At 68.6% G+C, this 25890-nt stretch carries 23 protein-coding genes and 2 pseudogenes; 8 read left to right on the plus strand and 17 right to left on the minus strand.

Features of this window, described 5'->3' with window-relative positions:
* Window positions 1-142 precede the first annotated feature (142 nt).
* A complete protein-coding gene (locus ABZ552_RS25625; RefSeq protein WP_281880070.1) occupies window positions 143-1438 on the plus strand; it encodes an FAD-binding domain-containing protein in 1296 nt (431 codons plus the stop codon).
* A gap of 95 nt (window positions 1439-1533) precedes the next feature.
* Window positions 1534-2097 carry a hemerythrin domain-containing protein gene (locus ABZ552_RS25630; protein ID WP_281880071.1) on the plus strand — a complete coding sequence of 188 codons (564 nt, stop codon included), beginning with the start codon at window positions 1534-1536 and terminating at the stop codon, window positions 2095-2097.
* Window positions 2098-2204: 107 nt separating this feature from the next.
* Here the strand turns inward: ABZ552_RS25630 and ABZ552_RS25635 are convergent, their stop codons facing one another.
* The 3 genes from ABZ552_RS25635 to ABZ552_RS25645 form a co-directional block, all read right to left on the minus strand.
* A complete protein-coding gene (locus ABZ552_RS25635; protein ID WP_281880072.1) occupies window positions 2205-3095 on the minus strand; it encodes a manganese catalase family protein in 891 nt (296 codons plus the stop codon).
* Between the two features lie 165 nt (window positions 3096-3260).
* On the minus strand, window positions 3261-4337 hold the full coding sequence (locus ABZ552_RS25640) for an NAD-dependent epimerase/dehydratase family protein (RefSeq protein WP_357440239.1): 1077 nt from the start codon (window positions 4335-4337) through the stop codon (window positions 3261-3263).
* A 52-nt stretch (window positions 4338-4389) separates the two neighbouring features.
* Window positions 4390-6078: a glycoside hydrolase family 13 protein gene (locus ABZ552_RS25645; protein ID WP_281880076.1), complete on the minus strand. Its 1689-nt coding sequence runs from the start codon at window positions 6076-6078 to the stop codon at window positions 4390-4392.
* Between the two features lie 126 nt (window positions 6079-6204).
* Here ABZ552_RS25645 and ABZ552_RS25650 point away from each other — a divergent pair, with 126 nt between their 5' ends.
* Window positions 6205-7032, plus strand: a complete 828-nt coding sequence (locus ABZ552_RS25650) for an SDR family oxidoreductase (protein ID WP_281880077.1) — start codon at window positions 6205-6207, stop codon at window positions 7030-7032.
* Between the two features lie 9 nt (window positions 7033-7041).
* Here ABZ552_RS25650 and ABZ552_RS25655 read toward each other — a convergent pair whose 3' ends face one another.
* The 6 genes from ABZ552_RS25655 to ABZ552_RS25680 all read right to left on the minus strand — a co-directional run bounded on the left by ABZ552_RS25655 (window position 7042) and on the right by ABZ552_RS25680 (window position 13323).
* Window positions 7042-8391: a family 1 glycosylhydrolase gene (locus tag ABZ552_RS25655; protein ID WP_357440242.1), complete on the minus strand. Its 1350-nt coding sequence runs from the start codon at window positions 8389-8391 to the stop codon at window positions 7042-7044.
* A gap of 79 nt (window positions 8392-8470) precedes the next feature.
* Window positions 8471-9052: a TerD family protein gene (locus tag ABZ552_RS25660; protein WP_281880079.1), complete on the minus strand. Its 582-nt coding sequence runs from the start codon at window positions 9050-9052 to the stop codon at window positions 8471-8473.
* Between the two features lie 101 nt (window positions 9053-9153).
* Complete coding sequence (locus tag ABZ552_RS25665; RefSeq protein ID WP_357440292.1) at window positions 9154-10077, minus strand: phytoene/squalene synthase family protein; 924 nt, start codon at window positions 10075-10077, stop codon at window positions 9154-9156.
* A gap of 17 nt (window positions 10078-10094) precedes the next feature.
* A complete protein-coding gene (crtI, locus tag ABZ552_RS25670) occupies window positions 10095-11597 on the minus strand; it encodes a phytoene desaturase family protein (RefSeq protein ID WP_357440295.1) in 1503 nt (500 codons plus the stop codon).
* On the minus strand, window positions 11479-12762 hold the full coding sequence (locus tag ABZ552_RS25675) for a polyprenyl synthetase family protein (RefSeq protein ID WP_357440245.1): 1284 nt from the start codon (window positions 12760-12762) through the stop codon (window positions 11479-11481). Before ABZ552_RS25675 ends, crtI begins: the two co-directional genes overlap by 119 nt.
* Before the next feature lie 66 nt (window positions 12763-12828).
* Window positions 12829-13323 (minus strand): DUF6764 family protein, encoded by a 495-nt coding sequence (locus ABZ552_RS25680; RefSeq protein ID WP_357440248.1) that lies wholly within the window; start codon window positions 13321-13323, stop codon window positions 12829-12831.
* Window positions 13324-13540: 217 nt separating this feature from the next.
* Here ABZ552_RS25680 and ABZ552_RS25685 point away from each other — a divergent pair.
* A pseudogene (locus ABZ552_RS25685) lies at window positions 13541-13741 on the plus strand (MerR family transcriptional regulator); the annotation flags it as partial.
* A 772-nt stretch (window positions 13742-14513) separates the two neighbouring features.
* Here ABZ552_RS25685 and ABZ552_RS25690 read toward each other — a convergent pair.
* From ABZ552_RS25690 to ABZ552_RS25700, 3 genes are all read right to left on the minus strand, one after another.
* Window positions 14514-15881: an NtaA/DmoA family FMN-dependent monooxygenase gene (locus ABZ552_RS25690; protein ID WP_357440251.1), complete on the minus strand. Its 1368-nt coding sequence runs from the start codon at window positions 15879-15881 to the stop codon at window positions 14514-14516.
* An 11-nt stretch (window positions 15882-15892) separates the two neighbouring features.
* On the minus strand, window positions 15893-17107 hold the full coding sequence (locus tag ABZ552_RS25695; RefSeq protein ID WP_357440254.1) for an LLM class flavin-dependent oxidoreductase: 1215 nt from the start codon (window positions 17105-17107) through the stop codon (window positions 15893-15895).
* A 255-nt stretch (window positions 17108-17362) separates the two neighbouring features.
* Window positions 17363-17920 carry a TetR/AcrR family transcriptional regulator gene (locus ABZ552_RS25700; protein ID WP_357440298.1) on the minus strand — a complete coding sequence of 186 codons (558 nt, stop codon included), beginning with the start codon at window positions 17918-17920 and terminating at the stop codon, window positions 17363-17365.
* A 176-nt stretch (window positions 17921-18096) separates the two neighbouring features.
* On the opposite strand from ABZ552_RS25700, the gene ABZ552_RS25705 reads away from it, so the two are divergent.
* Together ABZ552_RS25705 and ABZ552_RS25710 are read left to right on the plus strand one after the other, a co-directional pair.
* Complete coding sequence (locus ABZ552_RS25705; protein ID WP_357440257.1) at window positions 18097-18603, plus strand: DUF6463 family protein; 507 nt, start codon at window positions 18097-18099, stop codon at window positions 18601-18603.
* The gene (locus ABZ552_RS25710) at window positions 18600-19622 is read left to right on the plus strand and encodes an aldo/keto reductase (RefSeq protein ID WP_357440260.1); all 1023 of its coding nucleotides are present in this window, start codon (window positions 18600-18602) and stop codon (window positions 19620-19622) included. The genes ABZ552_RS25705 and ABZ552_RS25710 overlap by 4 nt, the downstream gene beginning before the upstream one ends.
* A gap of 90 nt (window positions 19623-19712) precedes the next feature.
* On the opposite strand, the pseudogene ABZ552_RS25715 reads toward ABZ552_RS25710, so the two are convergent.
* From ABZ552_RS25715 to ABZ552_RS25735, 5 genes and pseudogenes are all read right to left on the minus strand, one after another.
* A pseudogene (locus tag ABZ552_RS25715) lies at window positions 19713-20060 on the minus strand (LLM class flavin-dependent oxidoreductase); the annotation flags it as partial.
* Between the two features lie 234 nt (window positions 20061-20294).
* Complete coding sequence (locus ABZ552_RS25720) at window positions 20295-20642, minus strand: hypothetical protein (protein ID WP_281880089.1); 348 nt, start codon at window positions 20640-20642, stop codon at window positions 20295-20297.
* Entirely contained in the window at window positions 20633-21268 is a 636-nt protein-coding gene (locus ABZ552_RS25725; protein WP_281880090.1) for an MspA family porin, read from the minus strand. The genes ABZ552_RS25720 and ABZ552_RS25725 overlap by 10 nt, the downstream gene beginning before the upstream one ends.
* A 101-nt stretch (window positions 21269-21369) precedes the next feature.
* Complete coding sequence (locus ABZ552_RS25730) at window positions 21370-23313, minus strand: glycoside hydrolase family 15 protein (protein WP_281880091.1); 1944 nt, start codon at window positions 23311-23313, stop codon at window positions 21370-21372.
* 168 nt (window positions 23314-23481) lie between these two features.
* Complete coding sequence (locus ABZ552_RS25735) at window positions 23482-24063, minus strand: TetR family transcriptional regulator (RefSeq protein ID WP_281880093.1); 582 nt, start codon at window positions 24061-24063, stop codon at window positions 23482-23484.
* Window positions 24064-24153: 90 nt separating this feature from the next.
* On the opposite strand from ABZ552_RS25735, the gene ABZ552_RS25740 reads away from it, so the two are divergent.
* Both ABZ552_RS25740 and ABZ552_RS25745 read left to right on the plus strand, forming a co-directional pair.
* On the plus strand, window positions 24154-24624 hold the full coding sequence (locus ABZ552_RS25740) for a DUF4334 domain-containing protein (protein WP_281880095.1): 471 nt from the start codon (window positions 24154-24156) through the stop codon (window positions 24622-24624).
* Window positions 24625-24627: 3 nt separating this feature from the next.
* Window positions 24628-25719 carry an NAD(P)-dependent alcohol dehydrogenase gene (locus ABZ552_RS25745; protein WP_281880096.1) on the plus strand — a complete coding sequence of 364 codons (1092 nt, stop codon included), beginning with the start codon at window positions 24628-24630 and terminating at the stop codon, window positions 25717-25719.
* The last annotated feature ends 171 nt before the right edge of the window (window positions 25720-25890 follow it).

Genomic DNA, 25890 nt, shown 5'->3' on the forward strand with positions numbered 1-25890 from the left:
CTTGACATGACAGCCGCTGTCCCGCAGCATTGGCGTAAAGCTCGTTACTTCGATACCGCCCGCATCGGCGTGGCACGCCGCCGACCGTCCGATACCGCCGTCGTCGATCCTCGCGACGGATGCCTGTCGTCGAGAACCTCGAATGGCCGTAACAATCGCACTCTTCACCCGTGACCTGCGCGTCCACGACAATCCGGCCCTGCTGGCCGCCGTACGCGAGGGCGCGGCGGTGATTCCGCTCTACGTCGTCGACGACCGCATCGTCGGCAGCGCCCGACCGGCCGGGAACAAACTCCGCTTCCTCTCGGCCGCGCTGGCCGAACTCGACGCCGAACTCCGCTGCGCCGGAGGGCAACTGGTGGTTCGGCACGGAGACTACGTCGACGCGGTGGATCGGGTGGCCGCACAGGTACATGCCGACAGCGTCCACATCGCCGAGGACGCCACCTGGTCCAGCCGCTGCCGGCTCCGGGCGCTACGCGAACGGCTGGAGCGCCGCAGCTGCCTGCTGCACATCCATCCGGCCACCCTCACCGCCGTGGATCCCGCCGACTGCGTCCAGCACCGGCCGGACGACGAGGTTCCCGACTTCGCGACGTACTTCCGCCGCTGGCTGGCGGCGCCGAAGCGACGTCCGCTGGGCAAGCCCACGGAATTGATCGTCCCCCGCGTCGACAGTGATCCCGTGCCGAGATTCGACGAACTCGGCGACGCGCTCATCTCACCGCAGCTGGCGGTGGGAGGGGAGATCACGGGTCGTGCACTGTGGCGGGGCTGCACCGCCGACCGGCGGCAACCACGCGGCCGGTCGAATGGTGACCTCACCCGCGAGGGATGCGCGCGCCTGTCGCCGTACCTCTATTTCGGTTGCTTGTCCGCCGCCGAAATGGCGTACCACACCGACATGGCGACGACGGATGGACGCGCGTTCGTCCGCCAGCTCGCTCGGCGCGACTTCCATCTGCAATTCCTCGTCGCCCGGGCCGACATCGCGCGGTCCGGGGATCGTCCGGACGAGCGGCAGGCGCAGGACCCGGTCGTCGTCGGCGCCTGGCGCGACGGCCGCACCGGATATCCGATCGTCGACGCGGGCATGCGGCAACTGGCCGCGCAAGGATGGATGCCGGAGCGCGCCCGCGTGATCGCCGCCGGTTTCCTCACCACGACGCTGCGCGTGGACTGGCGGATCGGCGCGGAGCATTTCCGCCGGTGGCTGCTCGACGACGCCGCGAGCGACCGGTTGACCTGGCAGCAGGCAGGGCGTTTCGACCCCGCAGCCGTCGGCAGCGCCGAACGCTACGATCCGGACGGAGACTACGTGCGGCGCTGGATCCCGGAACTGGCTTCGCTGCCGGGTTCGGAGATCCATCGCCCGTGGCGCCACAGCGTGCCGACCTCGGTCTATCCCGCACCCATCACGGGCACCGTCAACGCCTGACCGACCGGTCGGGCGGTTTCGCCCGCGCACTGTCGGGTACCGCCGCGACGGACGTAGTTCGTCAGCCCGTCCCGAAAGTGCGAGGGAGATCAACTATGGCAACCACGATCGACTCGACCACCGACGCGATCGATTTCCTCATCCATCAGCACGACCGGATTCGGCAGTTGTTCATCGAGACCGCCGACACCTCCGATCCTGTGGAGCGCGAAAGCAAGTTCTTCGAGCTGCGCCGCCTGCTCGCGGTGCACGAGACCGCCGAAGAAGAGATCATCCATCCACGCGCCCGGCGTGAGCTCGGCGACGGCGGCGCCATCGTCGACGCACGGCTGGAGGAGGAGAACAAGGCCAAAAAGCAGCTCGCCGAGCTGGAGTCGCTGTCCATCAGCTCGATGGAATTCCAGGTCAAGCTGGCCAAACTGCGCGAAGCGGTGCTGGCGCACGCCGACCATGAGGAACGCGAGGAATTCAATCGGCTGCGCGCGGAACTCGACGACGAGACTCTGCAGCGGCTGCGCCGGACGGTCGAACTCGCCGAGACGATGGCGCCGACCCGGCCCCATCCAGGCGTGGAATCGGCAACCGCGAACGTCCTGGTCGGTCCGTTCGCCGCAATGATGGATCGCGCCAAGGACATGATCGGCAAGCCGAAGCAGTGATCCGGTCCGTGTCACGGACGCGAGCGGCGCGCGGCCCCCGAGGAGCCGCGCGCCGCGCCGTCAGTGCCTGAAGTGCCCTGCGGAGCCGGCGCAAGGCACGTCGAAGGTCAGTCCGGAATGTGCGACTCGTGCGTGAACGGCTTGGTGCCGCGGACCGCGGGCTCGCCTTCCGGGTTGGTCTCGGCGCCGTGATTCACGCGGTCATCGGAGCGGAGCCACTCGGTGACCGGGTTGTCGATGTAGCGCCATTCCGTGCCCGACGGCCACGGTCCCTGCCCTTCGTTCCACGGGCCGCGGGCACTCGCGGAGCCGTTGGACATGTTGAACGCCACGTTCTGGAACCGATCGTCGCCGGGCAGCGCACCGGGCGGGAAATTGACCGGCAATTCGTTCAGCGCCGCGGTGAACTGCTGGAAGTGCGCGATCTCGCGCGTCATCAGAAATGACAGCGTGTCCTGCACACCGGGATCGTCGGTGAACTGCTTGAGGTATTCGTAGACGATTTTGGCGCGTGACTCCGCAGCGAGATTGCTGCGCAAGTCGACCGAGGGCTCCCCGTTCGCGTCGACGTACGCACCCGACCACGGCACACCGGCGGAGTCCTTCACCACGGGCCCGCCGCCGCTCAGCGCGAAGTACATCGGATTCACCGCGACCTGATGGATCACCTCGTCACGTCCGCCGGGCGTCGCCACGACCGGCATCCAGTCGCACCGCTGGTTGGCCTGCTTCAAGTCGTCGTTGAGCCCGTCGAGGAGCATGGTGATCATGGCGCCGACGATCTCGAGGTGACTGAGCTCCTCGGTGGCGATGTCCATGAACAGGTCGTAGGTCTTCGGATGCTTGCCACGCAGCATGAACGCCTGATTGAAATACTGCATGGCGGCCTTCAATTCGCCGTTGGCGCCGCCGAATTGTTCTTGCAGCAGTGTTGCGAAGCGCGGATCAGGACGGTCCACGCGAACTTCGAATTGGAGATCCTTGTTGTGGGTGAACATCGCTCTCCTTACCAGTACGGTCGGCTGTGCGAGATGACTTCCGGTGCCTAACCCAGCGCAGGACGAGCAAGAGAGGTGTTGCTGTTTCGCTGGCGACGATACGGGTTTCGGCAGCCGGCCTTTCGCAACGACACGAGGTGCGGCAATCCGGGCGAGCGCTGTCGCTTACCGGTACGCACGGTGCCCGTCGTGCGGGCGCTGGCTCTGATGGGACGGACGTCCGGCCACCGCGGTGCGAGCGGGTGCGAGAGGCGGGCTGTGACCGGGCTGCCCCGCCCGCATGGCGGACACGAGTTCCGCGCAGATTTCGCTTGCGCCGAAGTGAGGCGCCCAGCCGAGTTCCCGGCGTGCCTTGGCCGAGTCGATCAGGCATGCACGGTCGGCGAGGGTCAGCCACGCCGGGTGCAGCGGCTGCAGCCCGGTGCGCCAGCCGACCCAAGCGGCGGCGTCGAGCGCGCGCCGGGGTGCGGGCAGGCGGAACCCGCCGAACATCGCCGCGAGCGCGTCCGCACCCAGGCAGGGTTCGGCGGCGAGATTGAACGCTCCCGCCGCACGACGCTGCACTATCCGCCGGATCGCCGCAGCCACATCCGAGCTGTGCACCAGTTGCAGCCGGAAGTCGCGCCAGAGGGGCACGGGGGACAGGCGCGTGCCGATCAGCCGCCGCGGCAACCAGGGCGGCAGGATCCAGTCAGCCAGTTCCGCGGCGGCCTCGGCCTGCGCGATCCCGCACGGACGGAGGCGCGCGGTGCGGATCTCGGGATGACGAGCCTCGAAGCGATCCAGCTGCGTCTCCAGCGCCGCCTTGGACATGCTGTACGCGCTGCCGAGCACGCCGGACACCGGCCATTCTTCCGATACCCGCCGCCACCGCTCGGCCGGGGCATAGGCGGCGCAGGAGGACGCGGCGACGAGCTGGGGCACCGCTGCCTCCGCCACGGCACGCAGCACGTTCTCGGTGCCGATCAAGTTGGTTCTGCGCATCGGCGGATCACCCCGACGCGGATGGATCGCCCACGCGAGATGGACCACCACGTCGGCGCCGGTACATGCGGCGCGCAGTATCTCGGCGGAGTCGGTGGCACCGAGATCGCAGGGCACCCACCGGACGGCCGCATACGGTTCGAGTGCGCGATCGGGTGCCCGCCGGGCGATTCCGACGATCTCGCGATCGTCGCCGCGCAAGGCGCGCAACAGCGCCGTTCCCACATTGCCGCTGGCGCCGGTAATGACGACTTTCATCGGCCGTGCCGCCCGCTATCGCCTCGCGAAGTCGCCGACATGCGCCACCTCCTTACCCTCGCCCGGGTACCCCGTCGGTGGGAAAGGATGTCGCTGCGGCTCGCTGAGAGGCGTGGTGGTCGCCGACTTGGAGCCATGCGGCGCTGTCGGCGGGCAGGGCACCGTCCGGCAACGGCTCGCTGGACAGCAACACCCGCTCGTGCCGGGGCAGCGGGGTCGGCCCGGCCGAGATATTCACGACGCACACCAGGCCGGGCACGCGATGGAGTGCCAAGATCCCCGGCGCGCTGGGCAGCCAGGACCACGCGCCCTCGCCGAGCGCAGGGTGGTTGCGGCGCACACCGAGCGCTCGGTGATAGAGAGCGAGCATCGAGTCCGGTTCCCGCTTTTGGAGTTCGGCCGTCAGTGATACCCAGCGCTGTGGCTGCGGCAGCCAGGGCGGGGTGTCGCCGGGGCTGAACCCGAACGGCGGCCGGAATCCGCTCCATGGCAGCGGCACGCGGCACCCGTCGCGCCCGCGCGCGGTGCGGCCCGACCGCTCCCACGTCGGATCCTGCAGCACCTCTTCCGGAAGGTCCTCGAGCTCCTCCAAACCCAGTTCCTCGCCCTGATAGAGGTAGGCGCTGCCGGGAAGGGCGAGCATCAGGAGCAACGCCGCTCTGGCGCGCCGCCGCCCCAGCGCCACGTCGACGGGGCCGTGCGATTCGTGCTGCGAACCGCCGCCACGGGTGGACGCCCGGCCGTAGCGGGTCACATGCCTGGTGATGTCGTGGTTGGACAGCACCCAGGTGGGTGGCGCCCCGACCGCATCCAGCGCCCGGGTCGTGCAATCGACCACGGCACGGAGCGCGTCGGCGTGCCAGGAACAGCGCAGGAAGTCGAAGTTGAACGCGGTGTGCAGTTCGTCCGGACGCACGTAGCAGGCGAGGCGCTCGGGTTTGGCCACCCACGCTTCGGCGACGAAGACGCGATCCGGGCCGTAGGAGTCCGCGATCGCGCGCCAGCTCCGATAGATGTCGTGCACTTCGGGCCGGTCCCAATGGGGATGGTCGGTCCGATCCGGCGGCTCCAGCATGTCCTCGTGATCGGTCTGGATATCCGGTAGATCGGCATGCTTGACCAAGCCGTGCGCCACATCGATGCGGAAGCCGTCCACCCCGCGATCCAGCCAGAAACGCAGGATCGACTCGAACTCGGCGCGGACGTCCCGGTGCTGCCAATCGAGATCGGGCTGGTGGACGTCGAACAGGTGCAGATACCACTGACCGTCCGCCACGCGAGTCCATGCCGGGCCGCCGAACACGCTTCGCCAATTGTTGGGCGGGCCGCCGGATGATGTGCCGTCCCGGAACAGATAGCGGGCTCGCTCCGGCGAACCCGGCCCGGCCGCCAGCGCCTGCTGAAACCACAGGTGCTGATCGGAGGTGTGATTGGGGACCAGGTCCACGATGATGCGCATCCCGTGCGCGTGGACCTCGTCGATCAACTCCTGCGCGTCCGCGAGCGTGCCGAACCGGGGATCAATGTCGCGGTAGTCCGCGACGTCGTAGCCGCCATCCGCCATCGGCGAGGGATACCAGGGAGTTATCCATACGGCATCGACGCCGAGGTCACGAAGATAGGGCAGCCGAGACCGGATACCGGCGATATCGCCGAGGCCGTCCCCGTCGCCGTCGCCGAAGCTCCGGATGTAGATCTCGTAGATCACGGCGTCGCGCCACCAGGAAGCGTCAGTGGGCATCGTCGCGCCCTCCTCTCGGCTCGTTCCAGGCCGGGTACCCGGAATCGGAGGGCGTAACGTCGGCGAGGTCGCGCGTGGGCCGGCGGGCCACGGTGTGGTCCGTGCCGGGCCGGGTAGTCGCGGAACATGGGTACTACAGCTCCACTTCCGGAAGAACGAGCAGGCGCTCCGCGACGAGCCGTGGTGACCGGGGGAGACTCCGGGATCGGCGCGGCGATCGCCGTCGCGCTCGCCGCGGGCGGAACCGACGTCGGGCTGACGTTCCGCAGCGACCAGCGCGGCGCGCAGGAGACCGCCGCACAGGTACGCGAGCAGGGGAGGACCGCGGCCGTGCGCCGCTTGGATCTGACGAACCTGCCGTCCGCCGCGTCGGTCGTCGACGAACTCGCCGACGAACTCGGCGGCGTCGATGTGCTGGTGAACTGCGCCGGGACCGGGTCGGCGCAGAAGGTGATGGAGATGGACTTCGACACTTGGCGGCAGGTGCTGTCGGTCGATCTCGACGGCGCGTTCCTGTGCGCCCAGCGCGCTGCCGAACACATGATCGCCGCGGGCAACGGCGGCCGGATCATCAACATCACCAGCGTGCACGAGCACGCTCCGCGCGTCGGCGCCGCGCCCTACTGCGCGGCCAAGGCGGGTCTCGGCGCGCTGACGAAGGTGCTGGCGCTGGAACTCGCCGAACACGACATCACCGTGAATTCCGTGGCGCCCGGCGAGATCTCGACACCGATGACCGGCCAGGAAGACGTCGATCCCCGTGAGCAGTCCCGCCCCGGCGTTCCGCTGGGACGAACCGGTCACGCCAAGGAGGTCGCCGCCGTGGTGGCGTTCCTGGCTACGCCGGAGGCAGGCTATGTCACCGGCGCGTCCTACGTCGTCGACGGCGGCATGCTCCTGATGGGACCGCAGGCGAGCAGCCTGTTGACCGACGAGAAATGGCGCACGCCTTGACTCGCGCGGCTACCTTTCCGCTACTGGGCTGAGGCAGCTGGCAGGCGGATCGACGAACACGCACAGGGCCGGGCCACGGGTGGGACGGTAGTTGTCGGGGACTCCGCCCCCGGCGATGAGCTGCGTGTAGGTGCCGACGGCGTCGGTGGGGCGGCGGGTCAGCGTCGGGTCGGTGCGCACGTCCACGGTGTAGAGGCCGAAACGTGGTGTGTAGCTGCCCCATTCATAGTTGTCGGTGAGGCTCCAATAGTTGTAGCCCATGATGTTCATGCCGTCGGCCTTGGCGCGCTGGATCCAATAGACGGTGTCGCGTAGATGATCGCTGCGGGTGTAGCCGTCGGCGCGCGGACGGCCGTTCTCGGTCGGCATCCCGTTCTCGACAACGTACAGCGGTTTGCCCGGCAAGCGGCGCGAATAGTATTGCAGCGCATAGTAGATGCCCTCGGTGCGCAACGGCAGATCCCAGATCTGCGGTCCGGGCAGGTTGGGCATGGCCGAACCACTGGCCCGCACGATGGACTCGATCAGCGACTGCGCCGGGTCGTAGGCGAAGTAGTAGTCGACGCCGACGTAGTCGAGCCGATCGGCGATGCGGTCGATCAACGGGCCGTTGACCTGCGCCTCGGATCCGGCGACGTAGCCGACATTGCTGGTCACCTGCGCGCCGGGCTGCCTCTGGTGGATGTAGTCGTAGGCGGCGTTGTGCACCTGAGCGACCCGCTCCAGCATCTCTCCGGCGTCCGCGGCGCCCCGGCGGACCTCGTGCATGATGTAGGCGACGGGCTCGTTCACCGTCACCCACAAGGGATTGCGCGAGGCGTACCGGTCGACCACGGCGCGCATATTGGCCAGCCAGTCGTCGACCATGCGCGGATTGCGCCAGCCCCCTCGATCGACCGCCCAGCCGGGGTACACCCAGTGGTCGAGGGTGATCATGGGGCGCATCCCGGCCTGCTCGACGCTCGCGATGACCGCGTCGTAGAAACGGAACGCGCCCTCGTCCCAGACTCCCGGCGCGGGTTGCACTCGGGCCCATTCGATCCCGATCCGGAACACCCGCGCCCCGAGGTCCGCCGCGAGTTGGATGTCCGACGCGTATCGGCCGTAGAAGTCGACCGAATCGCCCAGACCGTCGTAGCCGGGAGTCGCGCCGACGTACCGTGTCCAATTGCTGTCCGGCGTATGGCCTTCGGACTGGAACCCGGAGGTCGAGACCCCCCAGAGGAAGTCCCCGCCCAGCGCCGGTAGGCCTGCGACCGGCTGAACCGGCGGAGTGGCCGGGGAATGCGTGGTGAGCAGCAGCGTGGACGCCGCGCCGGCGAGCGCGACCAGGACGTACCGACGGAACCGAGATCGCATTGGCCCAGACTAACCGCGGCGGTCCGCCGATTGTCGGAATCCGCGTATCAGCGCGATTCGAAAACGTGCCCCTCCGCTGCTATTGCATGGCGAAGCGCAACAGCGCCTGCATGTCACCCTGCTTGATCTTGCCTTGGCGGTTGAGCACTTCCAGCTGCCACTGGTCGCCGTTGCGGAACGCGCGCGCCACCGCGTTGGCGTTGTCGGTACCGAGCAGCGAGGGCCAGATATCCGCGACTTGCTGGCTGCTGCCGCCGGTGGCGTCGTAGATCTTGAAGGAGATGTTGTTCGCCTTCTCGAAGGAACTGCCCTTCTTGAAGGCGGCGGCGACGAAGATGATGGCGTCGATCGCGGTGGGGACGTCGGCGAAGGTGACGTGGATGGTCTCGTCGTCCCCGGCGGCGGCGCCGGTCTGCTCGTCCCCGGTGTGCGCCACCGAGCCGTTGCCCAACGGGTCGAGCGAATCGAGTCCCGCGAAGCGCACCGGCTCGCTGCCCTGCATGAGGACGGCGATCAGATCGAGGTCCACACCGCGTTTGCGGCGTGCCCAGCCGAGTGCGCCGCCGCTCGTGCCGGAGGACGGGTCCCAGCTGACTCCCACACTCAATTTCGCGATCCCCGCGAGGTCTGCGGCACCGTCTTCTTTCCTGAGCGTAATCACGACATCAGGATACTGATGACGGCCTCCCGCGCCCGGCGAGCGAATCCGTCGGCCCGACAGTCCCGTCCGGTCGCGTGTCACCGTGGTCATCGCCGGTACGGTCACCGATCCCGGCGTCGTGCCCACCAGGCATTGATCAAACCGGTTGCGCCGACTCGGGCCCGCCTCCGGTTCGGCACGGTGGCGCGATGGTCGAAGACCGCGAAATCGCTGTTCTCGATACGGTTCAGGATTTCCGAGTAGAGCGTCGCCGCCGTCGTGACGCACGCGCGCGAACGACGGTGCAGCAGGGCGATTCCGGCGCGCGCGAAGCGGTAGATGTCGCGGGTGAGCGCATGCTGCGCGGCCAGGGCCTCGCGGACCCTTGGCTCGGTACGTTGCCGCGCCAGACACCAGTGCAGCAGGTCGCGGTCGACTCCGAACGCGGCCAGTTCGTCGGCGGGGAGATACACCCGGTCGCGCAACAGGTCTTCGCCGACATCCCGCAGGAAATTGGTGAGTTGGAAGGCCTTGCCGAGAGCGGCGGCATAAGGCGCTGCCTCGTCGGCGCAGGTGGCCCCCAGGATGGGGAGCAACTGCAATCCGATCACCTCGGCCGAACCATAGATATAGGTGTCCAGTGCGGCGCGGTCGGGATAGTCGGTGACGGTCAGATCCATCCGCATCGAGGCCAGGAAAGCATCGAACAGAGCCTGGGGAATGCGATAGCGCTCGGCGGTGTCGAGAACCGCGGGGAGAACGCCGTCGGCACTGGTGTCGCGGTTCCGGAGATGTCCTGCGAGGGCGTCCAATTGACGGGCCCTGTCGGCGGGCTCGCGATGCGGTTCGAAATCATCGAGGATGTCGTCGGCTCGGCGCGCGAACCCGTACAACGCGTGTACGGCGGGGCGTTGGTCGGGTGCCAGCAGTCGCGTCGCCAGGAAGAAGGTCTTTCCGTGGCGTGCGTTGAGCTTCCGGCAGTACCGGTAGGACCGCTGCAATTCCGGGTCGCCGGGTCGGGTGGTGTCGAGGTCGGTACGGGTCATCTCGATTCCGATCACTGTCATCGATCGATGCGGCTGGTGGTGAGCGCGGCTCGCACGGGGACGGCGCGGCGGCGCGGGGCAGGCCGGAGGCCGGTGACACGGTCCGCGGCCAGACGGCCGGAGATCAGCACCGGCGGTATGCCCACACCCGGCACGGTCGAGCCACCGGCCAACACGACGTTGTCGATGCCGCGGATCATGTTGGCGGGCCGGAACGGGCCGGTTTGGGTGAAGGTGTGTGCGAGCGCGAACGGACTTCCGGCGAGCATGCCGCGGCGCGCCCAGTCGGCCGGGGTGTCCACGCGCAGCAACTCGACATCGCCGAACCGCGAACCGAGGCGATCCTGGGCAATGTCGAGCATCTGCTCGGCGTAGCCCGCTCCCGCGCGCTCCCAATCGATCCGGCCCCGTTCGAGGTTCGGCGCCGGCGCGAGAACATACAACAGGTCCCGTCCCGCCGGAGCCAACGACGGATCGGTCGCCGTGGGACGGGTGACCAGCAGCGAAGGATCGCGCATCACCTGCCCGCGGACGATGACATCCCCGAACGACTCCGCCCAGGCGGCCCCGAACAGCAGACTGTGGTGCGCCGACCCGGTCTCGGGCGCGCACCCGAAATGGGCGATCACCGCCGACGGGGCGGAGGTCAGCGGAACCGGACGCCGCGGTGTGCGCGCGAGCAGGCGGTACGCCTCGTGCAGTTCCGTCGTCAGCACCACGGCGTCGCAGGGGATTCGCTCGCCGTCCGCGGTGCGCACACCGGTGATCCGCGAGCCCGTGCGCTCCAGGGCGGTCACCGCGGTGTCGTAGCGGAATCGGACCCCCGCTTCGGTCGCGGCGGCAGCCAGCGCATCCGGAAGCGCCCGCATGCCACCCTGCGGAAAGAACACGCCGCCGACGGTGTCCATGTAGGCGATGACGGCGTAGGCGGCCAGCGCCCGGCTGGGGGCGACGCCCGCGTACAGCGACTGAAAGGTGAAGACGCGCCGCAGATCCGGATCGCGGATGTAACGTGCGACCGCGCGATCCCATCGGCCGAAACCGCCCAAGGCGATCAACCGCGCCAGCTCGGGAGTGACCATCGACAGCGGTGAGTCGAAATTCGCGGCGATGAAATGATCCATCTCCGCGCGGTACAGACGCGTCAGCCAACTCCGCAGACGGCGATAGCCGTCGGCCGCGTCGGCTCCTGCGAAGCGGCGGATCTCCTCTTCCATGCGCTCGGCGCCGGTGTGCACCTCCAGCGTCCGGCCTCCGGCGAAATGCGCCCGGTAGGCCGGTTCCACCGGCGTCAACCGCAAGTGGCCGGTGGCCTGCGCTCCGGCTGCCGCGAAGACGTCTTCGACGAGGTCGGGCATGGTCAGGACCGTGGGGCCGGTGTCGAGTCGGTAGCCCGCGAGATCAGCGTGTCCCGCGCGTCCACCCGGTACCGGATCGCGTTCGACGACGATCACCTCGCGGGACCGGCCGATCAAGTGCAAGGCGGCGGACAACCCCGCCAAGCCGGCCCCGACGATCACGACCCGGTCGGTAGCGCCTTCGATTCTGCGCATCGATGAAATCCTCCTGCCAGGCGACGCGTTCGGTGCAGGCGGCGGCCATGTACCCGAGGGCGGCGCGCATCGGCGCGGCGAAGAGCGTGGGAGCGAGTGCATCGCGTGCCCGGCCGACCCGCTCGGCGATCATCTCCTCGATCCGCGCGGGTGCACCGGACTCGGTGATCAGCGTCCGGGCCCTGGTGATCTCCGCGGCGCCGAGCCGAGGGCGGTGCAGCAGTTCCGACAATTCGGCCCGCGCAGGCGAAGTCGCCATCTCCCGGGCGAGGACTACCACGCTGGTCGCCGTGCGTGTCCCGAGATCGGTGTCGACGGGTTTTCCGGTCACGGCTTGCGACCCGAAGATCCCGAGAATGTCGTCGCGCAACTGGAACGCCTCACCGACGGCGGCACCGTAGCGGCCCAAGGCGTCCAGGACGGTCGCGTCGCATCCGGCCATCGCGGCGCCCATCTCCAACGGGCAGCGCACGGTGTAGTTCCCCGACTTGGCTTGTGCGATGGCCAGCACCGCGGCCAGGGGCGGCTCGGTGCGCGCGTCGTTGAGCAAGTCCGCGAACTGGCCCGTCGCGAGTTCCACCCGCATGCTGTCGTAGCCCGGCCACACCCGCGCGAGCGCGCGCTCGGCGATGCCGCTTTCGCGCAGCATCTGCTCGGCCCACACCAGGCACATGTCCGCGAGCAGCGTCGCGGCGGACTCGCCATATCGGACGGAGGAGCCGGGCGCGCCGGTGCCGCGGTGCACCGCGGCGAACCGGACATGGGCGGCCGGGGCCCCGCGCCGGGTCGCGGATTGGTCCATGACGTCGTCCTGCAGCAGCGCGAACGCGTGCAGCAGTTCCAGACCGGCCGCCGCGCGCAGCGCTGCCGGATCGTCCGGTGCCCCGCACAGCCAGCCGAGATACATGAACGTCGACCGCAAGCACTTTCCGCCCAGGGCGTATTGGCGCAGAACGTCTTGCGCGCCCAGGTGGCGAAGCGCGACGGGGCAAGCTCGCGGAAGGAAATCACCGATCTCGTCCAGCACTGCCCGCCGCACCGCATCTCGCCACAGCGGGAAGGAGGTCGCGGTACCGAGGACCGGAGGCGCGCCGCCGGAGTCGGCCACGGCTTCGGGCAACACGATGCTCATTCCCGATCCCTTCGTATGTCTCGTGTAACCACCCGCGCCTCCGCAATGGTTCGCATAAATGATGCACTATCGATGCGAGAAGCAACCCTGCCACGTTTGGAAGTCGCCCGCGAAGCCGAAGCCGCCGCTGCAAGTCGGCGGCGTGACACCGGTGACCGCGACCGTTGCACCGGGACCCGCGATGCCGATCGACAACCCGGGGCGCGCGCCGGTTGCCGTGACCGTAGCCCCGGGGCCGATGGCGATCGCGGCAGGGCCGGAAAGATCGGCCGAATCGGCGGTCGCTCGACCGCCGTTCTGCGCGATTGCGAGAGCGAGACTGGTCGGCTCGGCGTCGGCACTGGCTGCTCCATCGAAGCCGTAGGCGGCCGCGGCTCCGCCTGCGCCACTGTTCGCCGAGCACGACCCTCCCGCGCCGGTGTCCTGCGTCATCGAAGGACCCGGCGCGGGGCACTCCGCCGGGGCGGCGGTGGCAGTGGGTGCGGCGACCAGCACACCCAGCCAGGCCGCCCCGACGCCGGCCGTCAGTCCGAGTGATCGCCTGAGAGTGAGTCGGTCCATGACGTCCTCCGGTAGGAAGCTTGGGCTTATAGGGCTTCACGCTACGCCCTTATTGATGCAAAAGCGATGCATTCCGTCGAATTTCTGTAAGGAGCGGACGACGTGCTGATCCGGACGCCGCCGGGAAGCAGCTCGGCCTGCGATGTCATCGAAGCCCGGCCGAGGTCGACGCCCGGCATCTCGCGCCGTGCCCATCCGGGGCGGATGCGATTCGGCGATGGCTGACGACCAAGCCGCTCGATATACGGTCGGCGCGGTGGTGAGGCGACTCGGCATCGCGGTCGCCACCCTGCGCAGCTGGAATCAGCGCTACGCGATCGGACCGCCGCGAGACCGGCCAGGCGTGCACCGCCGCTATTCCGAAGCGGATATCGCGACTGTGCGGCGCATGATCGAACTCGTCAGGGCCGGTGCCGCGCCCGAGGGAGCCGCACGGCAAGCCCTCGCCGAAGCGCCGGACTCGGCAGCGGACCGCAGCGCCCTGCTTGGAGCGGTCGAACGACTGGAACCCGATGTCGCGCTGACCATCATCATGGCTCGCCTGGCGCGCGACGGGGTCGTCGCGACGTGGAACGAGCTATGCCGTCCGGCGTTCGCGACTCTCGTGACCGGGCAAACCGATGGGCGCGGCCTGGTCGAAGTGGAGCACCTGCTGTCCTGGTCGGTGATCGCGGGACTGCATCGGATGTTCCCGCCGGTCCGGCGTCCGGGATTCCAGCCACCGATCCTCTTGGCGTGTACCGCGGGGGAGGACCACGTGCTGGCTCTGGAAGTGCTGCGCGCCGCGCTGGCCGAGTGCGGCATCGTCGCGTTGCTGCTGGGCGCGGCGGTGCCGGACGCGGCGTTGACCGACGCCATGGCCCGCCATGACCGGTCCTGCGTGCTCATGCTCTGGTCCCAAGTGCCCGCGACCGCCCCGGCGGAGACGATCCGTGCCGTGTGGCGGGTCGCGGAACGCGTGCTGGTCGCCGGACCGGGGTGGTCCGCGGTCCGGTTGCCGCTCGAGGTGTCCTACGTCCGCACCTTGGAGGAGGCGCTCGGGATCTTGCGTGACCTCGGGCAGGGCACCAGCTGTCCGCTATCGATCCGAGCGGCCGCTGGTGACCGCCCGCATCGGAGCGCCCGCACCGCGACCGTGGCAGCGCGAGAGCCATCCGGTGCGGGCGGGCGAGCCACGACCGCGGCGGAACTCAGCTGCGAGCCGGGGCAGTTGTGGCCGATCGCACGTCCGGGAGACCGAGATTGTCGCGCAGAGTGGTGCCGGTGTATTCGGTGCGCAGCGCGCCGCGATCCTGCAACAGCGGAACCACCTTGTCGACGAATTCGTCCAGGCCCCACGGCACCAGGTGTGATCCGAGGATGAAACCGTCGGATCCGTCGTTCTGGACGAACGCGTCGATCTGCTCGGCGACCTGGGCCGGGGTCCCGACCAGGGGACCGCGCTCGAATTGGTCGATCACCACCTCGCGGAGGTTGAGCTTCTTCGCCTCGGCGACCTGCCGCAGACGTTCCACGGTGGCGAAGCGGTCCTGGTGGACGAAGGCGCGCCCCTGAATGATCGGCGCCGCATCGGGATCGGGGTCGATATCGGGCACCGGCCCTTCGGGATCGTAGCCGGACAGGTCGCGGTTCCAGATCTGCTCGAGCAGGATCAGCGCGGTCTGCCCGGTGACCTGCTCGTCGCGGATGGCATGGTGCTTCTCGATCGCCTCGGCCTCGGTGTCGCCTAGCACGAAACTCGCCGACGGAAGGATCTTGATGTCGTCGGCCGCACGTCCCGCCGCGACCGCGCGCGATTTGATGTCGCGGTAGAAATCCGCCGCCTCCGGTAGCTTGCCGTACGGGGAGAAGATCGCATCGGCGTTGGCGGCGGCGAAGGCCCGTCCCTGCGGTGACACCCCGGCCTGCAGGATCACCGGTCTGCCCTGCGGGCTGCGCGGCACGGTGAAACGGCCGGAGATGTCGAACTGGCTGCCGTGGAAGGCGAACGCCCCGGCGTCCGGACGGGCGAGGAACCGCCCGGCGTCCTTGTCGGCGACGATGTCGGCGGCGTCCCACGAATCCCACAGGGCTCGAACGGCCTCGAGGGTCTCCTCGGCGCGGACGTAGCGGTCGGCGGGATCGAGGAATCCGCCGCGCCGGAAGTTCTGTCCGGTGAAGGCGTCGAAGGAGGTCACGACGTTCCAGGCGGCGCGGCCGTCGGACAGGTGATCCAGGCTGGCGAGCTGGCGGGCCAGCTCGTAGGGCTCGTTGAAGGTGGCGTTGATCGTGCCCGCGAGCCCGAGATGCTCGGTGACCGCGGCGATCGAGGCCAGCACGGTGAAGGTGTCGGGACGGCCGATGATGTCCTGATCGAAGATCTTGCCCGCGCGCTCACGCAGGATGAGTCCTTCGGCGAGGAAGAAGAAGTCGAACTTGCCGCGTTCGGCGGTGCGCGCAGTGTGTTCGAAACTGCTGAAATCGATTTGACTGCCCGCGGCGGGATGCCACCAGGCGGTGTGATGATTGACGCCGCCGAGATAGGCGCCCAGGATGACTTGCTTACGGGGGGTGCTCATGGTGGCCTCGCTCAGGCGGTCGCGTAACGGTTGGGGACGTCGGTGGGCAGACCGAGCAGCGCGCGCAGCGGGCCGTCCGGATAGCCGGTGCGGAAGACGCCGCGGCTCTGCAGCGCGGGGATGAGCCGGTCGGCGACCGCTGCCAGGTCATCGACCGCGACACCGGGCCGCAGCCGGAACCCGTCGACACCCTGTTCGCTCCAGTCGGCGAGCAGGTCGGCCAGTTCGTCGGCGCTACCGGCGAAAATCGCTGCGTCGGTGTCGAACTCGGTACCCGCGACGCCGTTGAGCCGCGCGAGGCGCTGTGCACCCGCCTCCTCGTCGGTATCCAGGAAGACGGTGATGTCGGCATAGACCCGCAGCGGGTCGCCGATGCGTTCCACGCGAGCGGCGGCGGCCGCGACCTGTTCCAGGACGGGCCCGGGACCCGCCTCGCGGGTGGGTGTGACGAACACCAGGTCCGCGGCGCGTGCCGCGAATTCGTAGACCAGCGGACTGTGCGCGAGAGCCGCCACCACCGGCTGCCCTTGGGGTGGTCGCGGCGTGATCGACGGTCCGCGAACGCTGAAGAAGCGGCCCTCGAAGTCGATGTAGTGCAGTTTGTCGCGATCGATGAACCGGCGGGTGGCCACGTCGCGGATCTCCGCGTCGTCCTCCCAGCTGTCCCACAGTCGCCGCACGACCTCCACCGCGTCGGCGGCTTCGTCGAACAGATCGTGCACACGGCGGGGAAAGGCGCCCGACGCGACCGCTTCCGCGATCTCTGCCGGGGTGAGGTCGCGCACCGCGCGGCGGCCGAAATGGGCGGCTTCCTCCGCGGTGGCGGACACCCGCGCTTGCCAGCCCGCCCGGCCTCGCGAGGTGTAATCGAGCGTGGCGATCGACTTGGAGACGTGGAAGGGTTCGGTATGCGTCGTCGTCACGGTCGGGATGAGCCCGATATGCCGGGTGACCGGCGCGACCCGGGCGGCGATCAGATGCGCGTCGATCCGGGCCCGCACCCGGTCGACGACATCGTCGGACGGCGCGTGCCGCTCGCCGGGGATGCGCAGGCTGTCCTCGATGCTGACGAAATCGAGCAGTGCGCGCTCGGCGGTGGCGACCAGATCGGTCCAGTACCGCGGACCGAAGAACTCGGTCGGCCGGGAATTCGGCTCCCGCCATGCCGCCGGATGCCAGCCCGCCCCGTCGAGGGCGACGCCGAGATGCAGTGGGTTGGATGCCATCGTCTCCCGTTTCTCTCCATGCGCGAATGTCACGCCGTGCAACGCGCGAACCGGCTCTGCCGCGCTCCGCGACGGCCCGGGCGAGAATTGCGGGGTTCGGCCGATCAGTGGCGGGGTCGGCCGCAACGGTCGCCGGGGAACGTAAAAGCGGAGGCCACGTGTGGCAAGAAACGGGCATACGCGGCACGGCGTTCCACGACCAGCGGGAGTCAACGATTGAGATCAGCTCGAGCTATGGGAAATACCCGCGGTGACTCACTGCGGCGGACGCAGAAGGTATTCCCCGGCGAGCTGGACGGCCTCACGCTTGGTGTACCCGGGGTGGTCGGCGACGATGAAGTGGCGGCCGATCGCGAGCGCGAACGTGAGGGTGGCTCGTGCCTCGATTTCGTCGGGGTCGGTGATGAATGCCCCGAACATCCTGCGCAAGAACGCCATTCGCTCGTTGTCGATACGCCGCAGGCGCGTCGCGACGGACTCGTCGTGGCGAGCCCATGCCCGCACCGCCAGATCGATCCGGTGCAGGTCCTCGTCGAAGGTCAGCCGGCCTGCGCGGCGGATCCGGTCGGCGGCATCGCCGCCTTCCGCCTCGGCCTGCGCGAGGACTTCGGTCCAGCAGCGGCGTTCCCACTCGTCGAGCATTTCGGTGAGTAACGCGGGGCGGCCGTCGAAGTACCCGTAGAACCCGCCCTTCGTCACGCCCAACTCCGCGGCGAGCGTCTCGACGCGGACGGCGTCGGGACCGCCGCGGGCGAGGGCGGCCAGACCCGCCTCGATCCAGCGGGCTCGGGTGGTGCGGGGCACTGCGGGAATCGGGTCACCTCCATTGATCGTGCCGGTTCTATACGTTACCGTACAGATCAAGTGTACGGCACCGTATAAACGCTGGGCCGCAACGTGAGCTGCGGAAGTCGTCGCCATCGTCCACGCCGCCCACCGCAGGGTGGGACCGGCCGGAACAATGCCGGAGTAGGAAACGGAAGGTCACCATGAACAACGGAAAGCGATTGCTCCGCTGGGCCGCTGCGATCATGCTCGTGCTGGGAACGGGGCACCTGGCGCTCGTGACGCTCTTCTCCTGGGACGACGTCACCGGCTGGTTCGATCGCGGAATATGGGCAGCCGTCCCGCTCACGCCCGGCGACACCACGCAGACGACGCAGTCCCTGCAGAACGAGCTCACGTTCTGGGCCGGTCCGGGCAGCTTCGCCGTGCCGCTGATCCTGCTCGGCGCGCTGATCTGGCACCTCGCGGGGCGCGGGGTGGCCGTACCCGCGGGCGTCGGCTGGGGGCTCACGGCATGGTGTGTGCTGGGCGGCGTTCTTCTGGTGCCCTCCCCATACTTCGTCGGCGCTGTCGCCGGGGTTCTGGTCGTCGTAGCGGCCAGGAAGACTGCGGGTTCCGATCAGGGTGAGCCGACCGGTCGCGCCGGAATGGACGGAAATGGTCCACTCTCCGGGAGCGCGCAACCGAAAGGAAGAGACACCCACCGATGAGTCATGGCCCCTTCGATTCGACCTACGCGGCCGCGGCGGACCGATACGAGAAGGTCCCGTACCGCCGTACCGGCAACTCCGGCCTCGACCTGCCCGCCTTCTCGTTCGGCTTGTGGCAGAAGTTCGGCACCGACTACCCGTTCGCGACGCAGCGCGAGATCATCCTGCACGCCTTCGACCTCGGCATCACCCACTTCGACAACGCCGACCGCTACGGCCCGCCGCATCGTGCCGCCCAGAAGAACTTCGGCGCGGTGCTCGCCAAGGACCTCGCGCCCTATCGTGACGAGCTGATTCTCTCGACCAAGGCGGGCAACCCGATCGGCCCGAGCCCGTACCTCCGGGGCGGTTCCCGCAAGTCGATCCTCACCTCACTCGACCACAGCCTGCGCGATCTCGGCACCGACTACGTCGACATCTTCTACCATCACAGCCCGGACCCGAGCACACCGTTGGAGGAATCCGTCGGCGCGTTGGTCAGCGCGGTACAGCAGGGCAAGGCGCTCTACATCGGCCTGTCCAACTACGCGCCCGACCGCACCCACGAGGCCGCCGAACTGCTGCGGCAGGCGGGCGTCCCGCTGCTCATCCACCAGGCCCGCTATTCGATCTACGACCGCCGTCCGGAACGTGACGGCCTGCTGGACACCGCCGGCCAGGACGGCTTCGGCGTGATCGTCTACTCGCCCCTGGCGCAAGGCTTACTGACCGACAAGTACCTGGAGACCATCCCGGACGGTGCGCGGGCGCAGAACAGTGCATTCCTGTCGCCGGATGTCATCGACGAGACCTACCGGCAGCGAACCACCGCGCTGAACAAGATCGCCGAGGCCCGCGGGCAGTCCCTCGCGCAGTTGGCGTTGCAGTGGGTGCTGCGGCGACCCGAAGTCACCTCGGCGCTGATCGGCGCGAGCTCCACCGCGCAGCTCGACCACAATATCGCGGCGTTGCACTTCCCGGCGTTCACCGACGACGAACTCGCCCTCATCGACGAGCACGGGACCGGCCTGAAACTCTGACGCCACAGCGGGATTCGGGAGGGGCAGCGGCTTGCGCTGCCCATCTCAGCCTCGCAGCAGCGGCAGCAGCTGATCGCCTTGGCGCTCGATCGCGCCCAGGTCGTCCTTCCCGGACACGATGTTCACCCGCACCCGGCCGCCCGAGAGATGGTCGAGCGTCGCCGCGGCGGATGCGAAATTCGCCGGCCGCCAGTACCCCGGCCGGATCGCGATGAGCGGCTCGAAGGTCGTGGTCCTGGCGGCCACTGCCGTCGCGACGGTGAGGGTGTCGGGGCGGCCCCATCCGGTGCCGATCAGCGCGCCCTGCCATCCGTGCGCCTCGAGTGCCTTCGCCTGGGCGCTCAAGGTGTCCAGGCTGTTGTGATCGGCCGCGATGGTGTCGCCGCGATGTCCCGCCGTAACCTGATTCGGGATGTACCAGAGGAATTCGAGACTCATCGGGGGATTCCTGTTCGGTGGCGCGATCAACGGGCGAAGCTGGATGGACTGCGCTCGGTGAACGCGCTCGACCGACGGATCGACCAGCCTTCGGACACCCGAGATTATTAACCTCGAAAGGCGCCCCGACTCGTTGACAGCCGCCGGCTTTCAGCCGGTGCGACCGTGCCTGAACTGCGATGATCCGCTGCGATGAGACATAAATTCAGCGAGATTCCAGGTGCGCTTTCCGCGCTACCCGACCGGCACGATCGGCCTGCCGCCGCCCGGCCCCGGCGCGGGCGGCACCAGCGCGCCTGCGGGCGTATTGGTGTTGGGCGCCGACGCTTTCGGCGGAGGCGCCAGCACCTGCAACGGCAGAGCAGGCGGTGGCGCCGCGGGCCCGCCCCGAGTCTCGGGGACGGGCTTGTCGTTGCCGCATCCAGGAGCTGTCGCCGAGCCCTGGCTTTCGCCGCAGGCAGCTCCCGGACCAGCCGGAACGATCGGTTCGGCGGAGGCGGCGGCCGCGGCGATGATCAGCGAAACCGACACGCCGAGCGGTGCCATCCACAGCCGCCGGCGCCCCATATCGATCACAGCCATATCGGGTCACCGTAGACGGCGACGGAATTGTCGGCCGTAGCCGTGGAGATCGACACGATCGCGAACGACCGCAGGCTCACCGCGCCCGCGCACGCATCGATCTTGATCTGAATCTGATCGACGGAGATCGAACCGTGCGGCCCCGCAAGCGGTTTGGTGCCCATCGTGATGCTGGTGATGGTACCGGGCTTGATGGTCGTGGACATGCTGGGCAGAGCGAGCGCGCTGCCGCCGACCGCCAGGCCGGGCGAGGGGGCGACGGTCACCATGGCGTTCGGGCCGATTGCCCCGGACAAGCCCACGGTGAGGCCGTTGGAGACATCGGCCTGGCAGCCGATCTGGTAGCCCAGCTGCAGCGTTCCGGAGTTCACCGCCTCCCGTCCGTCGCCACTGATGTCGGCCGCCGCCGACAAGGTGACGAACCCCTCCCGAGTGAACGGCGTCGCGGCGAGATTGGGTACGCGTTGCAGATCTTCCGCGGTCTTGCTGATCCGCAACTCCCAACCGTCCTCGGTCTCGACGACGCGAGATTTGTCTGCCACCTGATCTGCGGTCGCGGGTGCGGCGGTGATGCCGAAAGCCGCGGTCGCGGCGATGCCGAGCATCGCCATCGTCGAGCCTCTCAATGAATTCCTTAGTCCTGTTAACAGTCGGACGTGATACTAAGTGACCCGGCACCGGACGAGGAACCCCCATCGCTGGGTGGCAACGAATTTCGCCGCTCGGGTCAGCGGTGGATATATCCGCGGGTGAGCGGTGCGTCATCCAGCCGCGGAGCGATGGACTCACCACCGAGAGCCTGCCGCAGGATCGCTTGTTCGTCCTGGATGACGTGCATCACCGCGTTGATGAGGGCCAGGTGGGTGAACGCCTGGGGGTAGTTGCCCCAATGCCGGCCGGTTCGCGGGTCGATCTCCTCGGCGTAGAGACCCAGGGGGCTGGCGTAGCCGAGAAGTTTCTCGCACAGTTGCTTCGCGCGCGTCTTCTCGCCGATCTCCGACAGCGCGGACACCAGCCAGAACGAGCAGATCGTGAAAGCGCCTTCTTCCCCGGCGCATCCGTCGTCGGTCTCATCGACGCGGTATCGCAGGACGAGGCCGTCTTCGGTCAGTTCGTCGGCGATCGCGAGCACGGTGTTGCGTACTCGCTCGTCGTCGGGTGGCAGGAAACGAACCAGGGGGATGAGCAGGGTCGAAGCGTCCAGCGACGTGCTGCCGTAGTACTGGGTGAACACCCCCCGGGAGTCGACGGCATGGGCGCAGATGTCGGCGTGGATCTCGTCGGCGGCCTTCTGCCAGCGCTGGGCGCGTTCCAGGTCCTGGTGGATGCGAGCCAGCCGGGCGCCGCGATCGGCGGCGACCCAGCACATGACCTTGCTCGAGGTGAAGTGCCGAGGCTCGCCGCGAACCTCCCAGATACCGTGGTCGGGTTCGCGCCAGTAGGTGAGGGCGCTCTTGACCGCACGGCCGAGCAGCGGCCAGGCCCGCGCATCGATTTGATCTTGATGTCGGCCGTAGAGGTACACCGCGTCCAGCGCCGCGCCCCACACGTCGTGCTGGCGTTGCCGGTATGCCTCGTTACCGATGCGCACCGGGCTCGCGTTGTCGTAGCCGCGCAGGTGCGGGAGGGTCTGCTCGGTGAGGTCGGTTTCGCCGCCGATGCCGTAGACGATCTGCATGTCCCGGGCTTCTTCGGTCAGATCGAGGATGTAGGAGAAGAAGTCGTTCGCCTCCCAGGTGAAGCCCAGGGTGTACAGGCCCCACAAGGCGAATGCCGAGTCGCGGATCCAGGAATAGCGATAATCCCAATTCCGCTCTCCGCCAGGGGTTTCCGGCAGGGACGTGGTGGCGGCCGCGGCGACGGCGCCGGTGGGGGCGAAGGTCAATCCTTTGAGCGTCAGCGCGCTGCGAGTGAGTTCCGCGGTCCACGGGTGGTCCGGGAATCGCCCACCGGCCAGCCAGTGCCGCCAGTGGTGGATCGTTCGCAGCAGCCGCTCCTCGGCCTCCTCGACGTCGCCGGGAGCGTCGCGACTTCCCCAGGCCAGCGCGCAGAAGCGCGTGTCACCGGTCTTCAGCAAGGTGCGGGCGACCGCGTGGGTGCCTTCCAAGCCCAGGCGCATGTCCGTGCTCAACGTCAGCTGGAGGTCGGTCCCGTCGGCGTCGGCCTGCGCGAGGTAGTAACTGCCGAGGTAGTTCCACCGGGCGCGATACCTGCCGTAGCCGAACGCCGGTTGGCAATCGAGCCCGAATTGGATCTGGCCGGTCTCGCAGTGCACCGTCCGCAGCAGGATGTGCTCGGCGTCGTAGTCCGTTGGCGTGCGCCGATGGGCGCTGCGGCCCGGTGTCTGGTGCCGCCACGGCCCGACCAGCAGCACGTCGCGCACCGTCGCCCATCCGTCGCCGCTGCGCCAGCTCGTCTCCATGACCATCGTGCCCGGGATGTAGCGGCGATCGGTGGGCACCATGAAATCGGCGGGAGCGAACCGGAACGAGCCGGCGGACCGATCGAGGATGGCCGCGAAGACACTCGGCGAGTCCATCCGCGGCAGGCACATCCACTCGATGGCCCCGCTGGGGGAGATCAGTGCGGTGACCTCGCAATCGGAGATGAACCCGTAGTCGTCGATGCGTGGAAACGCCGTGAGCCGCGGTGCGCGTTCGAACTCGGTCATGCGTTTCTCCCTCGTCTTCTCGGCGCGAATCCGGCCGGTCATCCACCGGCGCTTACCTGCTGCACCGCCTCTCTTGCCGGGAGACACCGCGAGCGGTATCGAGGCATGGGTGATGTGACGCTGCCCTCAGCCCATCACCTGCTGGGTCGGCTCGGCAAGCACTGCGCGCTAACGATGGTCGCCGGCCGGGCGCGCCTGCGGGCTGACCAGCCGACGAGCGGCCAGCACGGTGGCGGCCCGTCGTTCGGCGACGTTGTGGTGGTCGGTGCGGGTGGCGTGCATGGCTGCCGTGCGTGCGAGATCGGTCAGCATGACGATCAGGGTGATGGGCTGGAAATCCCCGGTAACCAGCCCCTGGTCTTGCCCCCGCCGAATCTCGGCCAGCTTTCCCGCGATGATCCGGCGGATGGCCTCTTCGGCGGCGGGTATGTGGGTCTGCTCGATCTCTGCCCAGGCCTGTAGCCGGGCGTTGTCGGGGTGCGCGACGTAGTGGTCGAAGAGCCGGCCCACATAACCGGGCAGGTCCGCGGCGTCGAGGGCGGTTTCGTCGGTCGTCTGGGTGACCCATTCCTCGGTGACCGCCGCGTACAGCTCGTCTTTACCCGCGAAGTACGCGTAGAGCCGGTCCTTGCTCGCCTTGGCGGCGTCGGCGATGCGATTGACGCGCGCTCCGGCGATGCCGTACTGGGCGAACTCCGCTTTGGCCGCGACGAGGATTCGTTCGCGGGTGGCCTGACCTGCTGCGCGCATGGCCGCATCCTATCTTGCCGAACCGTTTGGTTCGGATATACAGTTGCCGAACCAAATGGTTCTGGAATTGCACCGGGAACGAGGATGGCTATGGGCTCTGTGGGGACTGGCTGGCGGGATCTCGCCGCGCGGGAGAGCGGGGTGACGGCGGCCGAGTTGGATGCCTTGTGGACCGACCTGCCGGTGGCGCGCGCCGAGGACATCCTGGGCGAATGGAAGGGGGCGGCATTCCCGACCGGCCATCCGCTGCGCAAAGCGTTGTCGGCGAGCCGCTGGTACGGCAAGACCTTTCACAGTCTGCTGGACGCGAAGCCGTTGATCTGCCGCGCGGAGGACGGATCGCTGTTCTCCAACGTCGAGCTCGGTGGCGGTGGGGAAGCCACGCTGTGGAACATCGAATTCCGCGGTGAGGTGACCGCCACCATGGTCTACGACCGCCGCCCGGTCTTCGACCACTTCAAATGGCTCGACGAGAACACGCTGATGGGCATCATGAACGGCCGGCCCGAACTGGTGCTGGCCGATGGCGAGTACTTCTACTTCCTGCTCGAGCGGGCCTGAGCGATGGTCACCACCACCGCGGTGCTTTCGCGTGACCCGGCCGCGCCGTTCACCGTCGAAACCGTCGAGATCGACGACCCCCGCGACGACGAGATCCGCGTCCGCATCCAGGCCACCGGCATCTGCCACACCGACCTGGTCACCAGGGCGGCGGGTGCGACCGACCATCCGGTGCTGCTCGGGCACGAAGGCGCCGGAGTGGTGGAGGCCGTCGGCGCGGCGGTGACCGGTGTGCGCCCCGGCGACCGGGTTGTGCTGACCTTCCGGCACTGCGGCACGTGCCGCAACTGCCGAGCCGGACGGCCTGCGTATTGCGTGCGAGCGGCGAAACTCAATCAGTTCGGCGCCCGGGCGGACCGATCCGCTCGGGTCACCGTCGCGGGAACCCCGGTGCGGGATGGGTTCTTCGGCCAGTCCAGCTTCGCCGCGTACGCCTTGGCCACCGCCGACAACACCGTGGTCATCGACACCGAAGTCGATCCGGCCGTCCTCGCCCCGCTGGGCTGCGGGTTCCTCACCGGCGCCGGAGCGGTGCTCAATGTGCTGCGTCCGGACCGGGATGCTCGCGTCGTCGTCTACGGCGCGGGCGCGGTCGGAATGGCGGGCGTGCTGGCCGCGCTGGTGTGCGAGGTCGACGAACTGGTGGTGGTGGAACCGTCACCGGTGCGGCGGGCGCTCGCGCTGGAACTGGGAGCCACCGCCGCCCTGGATCCGGCAGCCGACGATGTCGTGCCCGCGATCCGAAAGCTGACCGACGGCGGGGCGAGTCATGCCCTCGACACCACCGGGTCGGCGCGGGTGCTCGCCACCGCGGCTGCCGGAGCGGCGATCGGCGGCACGGTGGTGGCGGTCGGGCTGGGTACCGGGGTCCCCGACATCGACCTGCGGGACATCGTGCTGGGCGGCAAAGCGATCCGCGGTTGCCTCGAAGGCGACGCGGTGCCCGCGACCTTCATCCCGCACCTGCTGGACCTGCACGCCGCCGGGCGGTTCCCCATCGACCGGCTCGTCACGACGTACCCGCATACCGACATCAACGCCGCGCTCGCGGACCAGCGTGCGGGCATGGTCGTCAAACCGGTTCTGACCTGGTGATCTGACCTGGTGAGGTGATCGCGCTTCCCCGCAACGGGAACAGATCGCTGTGCTGAGCAAACGAGGTGCAGGACGCCATCTCGACACCGACATCGGCGTATGGGCGGCCACGGCCCGGTGACCGAGGCCGGAAGAGGGAGGCACGGACACGGAGCGGCCGGTGTCTCCAGC

It is taken from the genome of Nocardia sp. NPDC019219 (assembly GCF_040632645.1).
GTDB lineage: Bacteria > Actinomycetota > Actinomycetes > Mycobacteriales > Mycobacteriaceae > Nocardia > Nocardia sputorum.

Coding starts and splice junctions, on each gene's coding strand:
- ABZ552_RS25645 (WP_281880076.1), bottom strand. CDS start 6,078: ATGCCCACTGACGCTTCCTGGTGGCGCGACGCCGTGATCTACGAGATC.
- ABZ552_RS25635 (WP_281880072.1), bottom strand. CDS start 3,095: ATGTTCACCCACAACAAGGATCTCCAATTCGAAGTTCGCGTGGACCGT.
- ABZ552_RS25650 (WP_281880077.1), top strand. CDS start 6,205: ATGGGTACTACAGCTCCACTTCCGGAAGAACGAGCAGGCGCTCCGCGA.
- ABZ552_RS25735 (WP_281880093.1), bottom strand. CDS start 24,063: ATGCGCGCAGCAGGTCAGGCCACCCGCGAACGAATCCTCGTCGCGGCC.
- ABZ552_RS25625 (WP_281880070.1), top strand. CDS start 143: ATGGCCGTAACAATCGCACTCTTCACCCGTGACCTGCGCGTCCACGAC.
- ABZ552_RS25730 (WP_281880091.1), bottom strand. CDS start 23,313: ATGACCGAGTTCGAACGCGCACCGCGGCTCACGGCGTTTCCACGCATC.
- ABZ552_RS25710 (WP_357440260.1), top strand. CDS start 18,600: ATGAGTCATGGCCCCTTCGATTCGACCTACGCGGCCGCGGCGGACCGA.
- ABZ552_RS25680 (WP_357440248.1), bottom strand. CDS start 13,323: ATGGACCGACTCACTCTCAGGCGATCACTCGGACTGACGGCCGGCGTC.
- ABZ552_RS25690 (WP_357440251.1), bottom strand. CDS start 15,881: ATGAGCACCCCCCGTAAGCAAGTCATCCTGGGCGCCTATCTCGGCGGC.
- ABZ552_RS25720 (WP_281880089.1), bottom strand. CDS start 20,642: ATGGCTGTGATCGATATGGGGCGCCGGCGGCTGTGGATGGCACCGCTC.
- ABZ552_RS25675 (WP_357440245.1), bottom strand. CDS start 12,762: ATGAGCATCGTGTTGCCCGAAGCCGTGGCCGACTCCGGCGGCGCGCCT.
- ABZ552_RS25695 (WP_357440254.1), bottom strand. CDS start 17,107: ATGGCATCCAACCCACTGCATCTCGGCGTCGCCCTCGACGGGGCGGGC.
- ABZ552_RS25665 (WP_357440292.1), bottom strand. CDS start 10,077: ATGACCCGTACCGACCTCGACACCACCCGACCCGGCGACCCGGAATTG.
- ABZ552_RS25655 (WP_357440242.1), bottom strand. CDS start 8,391: ATGCGATCTCGGTTCCGTCGGTACGTCCTGGTCGCGCTCGCCGGCGCG.
- ABZ552_RS25740 (WP_281880095.1), top strand. CDS start 24,154: ATGGGCTCTGTGGGGACTGGCTGGCGGGATCTCGCCGCGCGGGAGAGC.
- ABZ552_RS25705 (WP_357440257.1), top strand. CDS start 18,097: ATGAACAACGGAAAGCGATTGCTCCGCTGGGCCGCTGCGATCATGCTC.
- ABZ552_RS25745 (WP_281880096.1), top strand. CDS start 24,628: ATGGTCACCACCACCGCGGTGCTTTCGCGTGACCCGGCCGCGCCGTTC.
- ABZ552_RS25640 (WP_357440239.1), bottom strand. CDS start 4,337: ATGAAAGTCGTCATTACCGGCGCCAGCGGCAATGTGGGAACGGCGCTG.
- ABZ552_RS25630 (WP_281880071.1), top strand. CDS start 1,534: ATGGCAACCACGATCGACTCGACCACCGACGCGATCGATTTCCTCATC.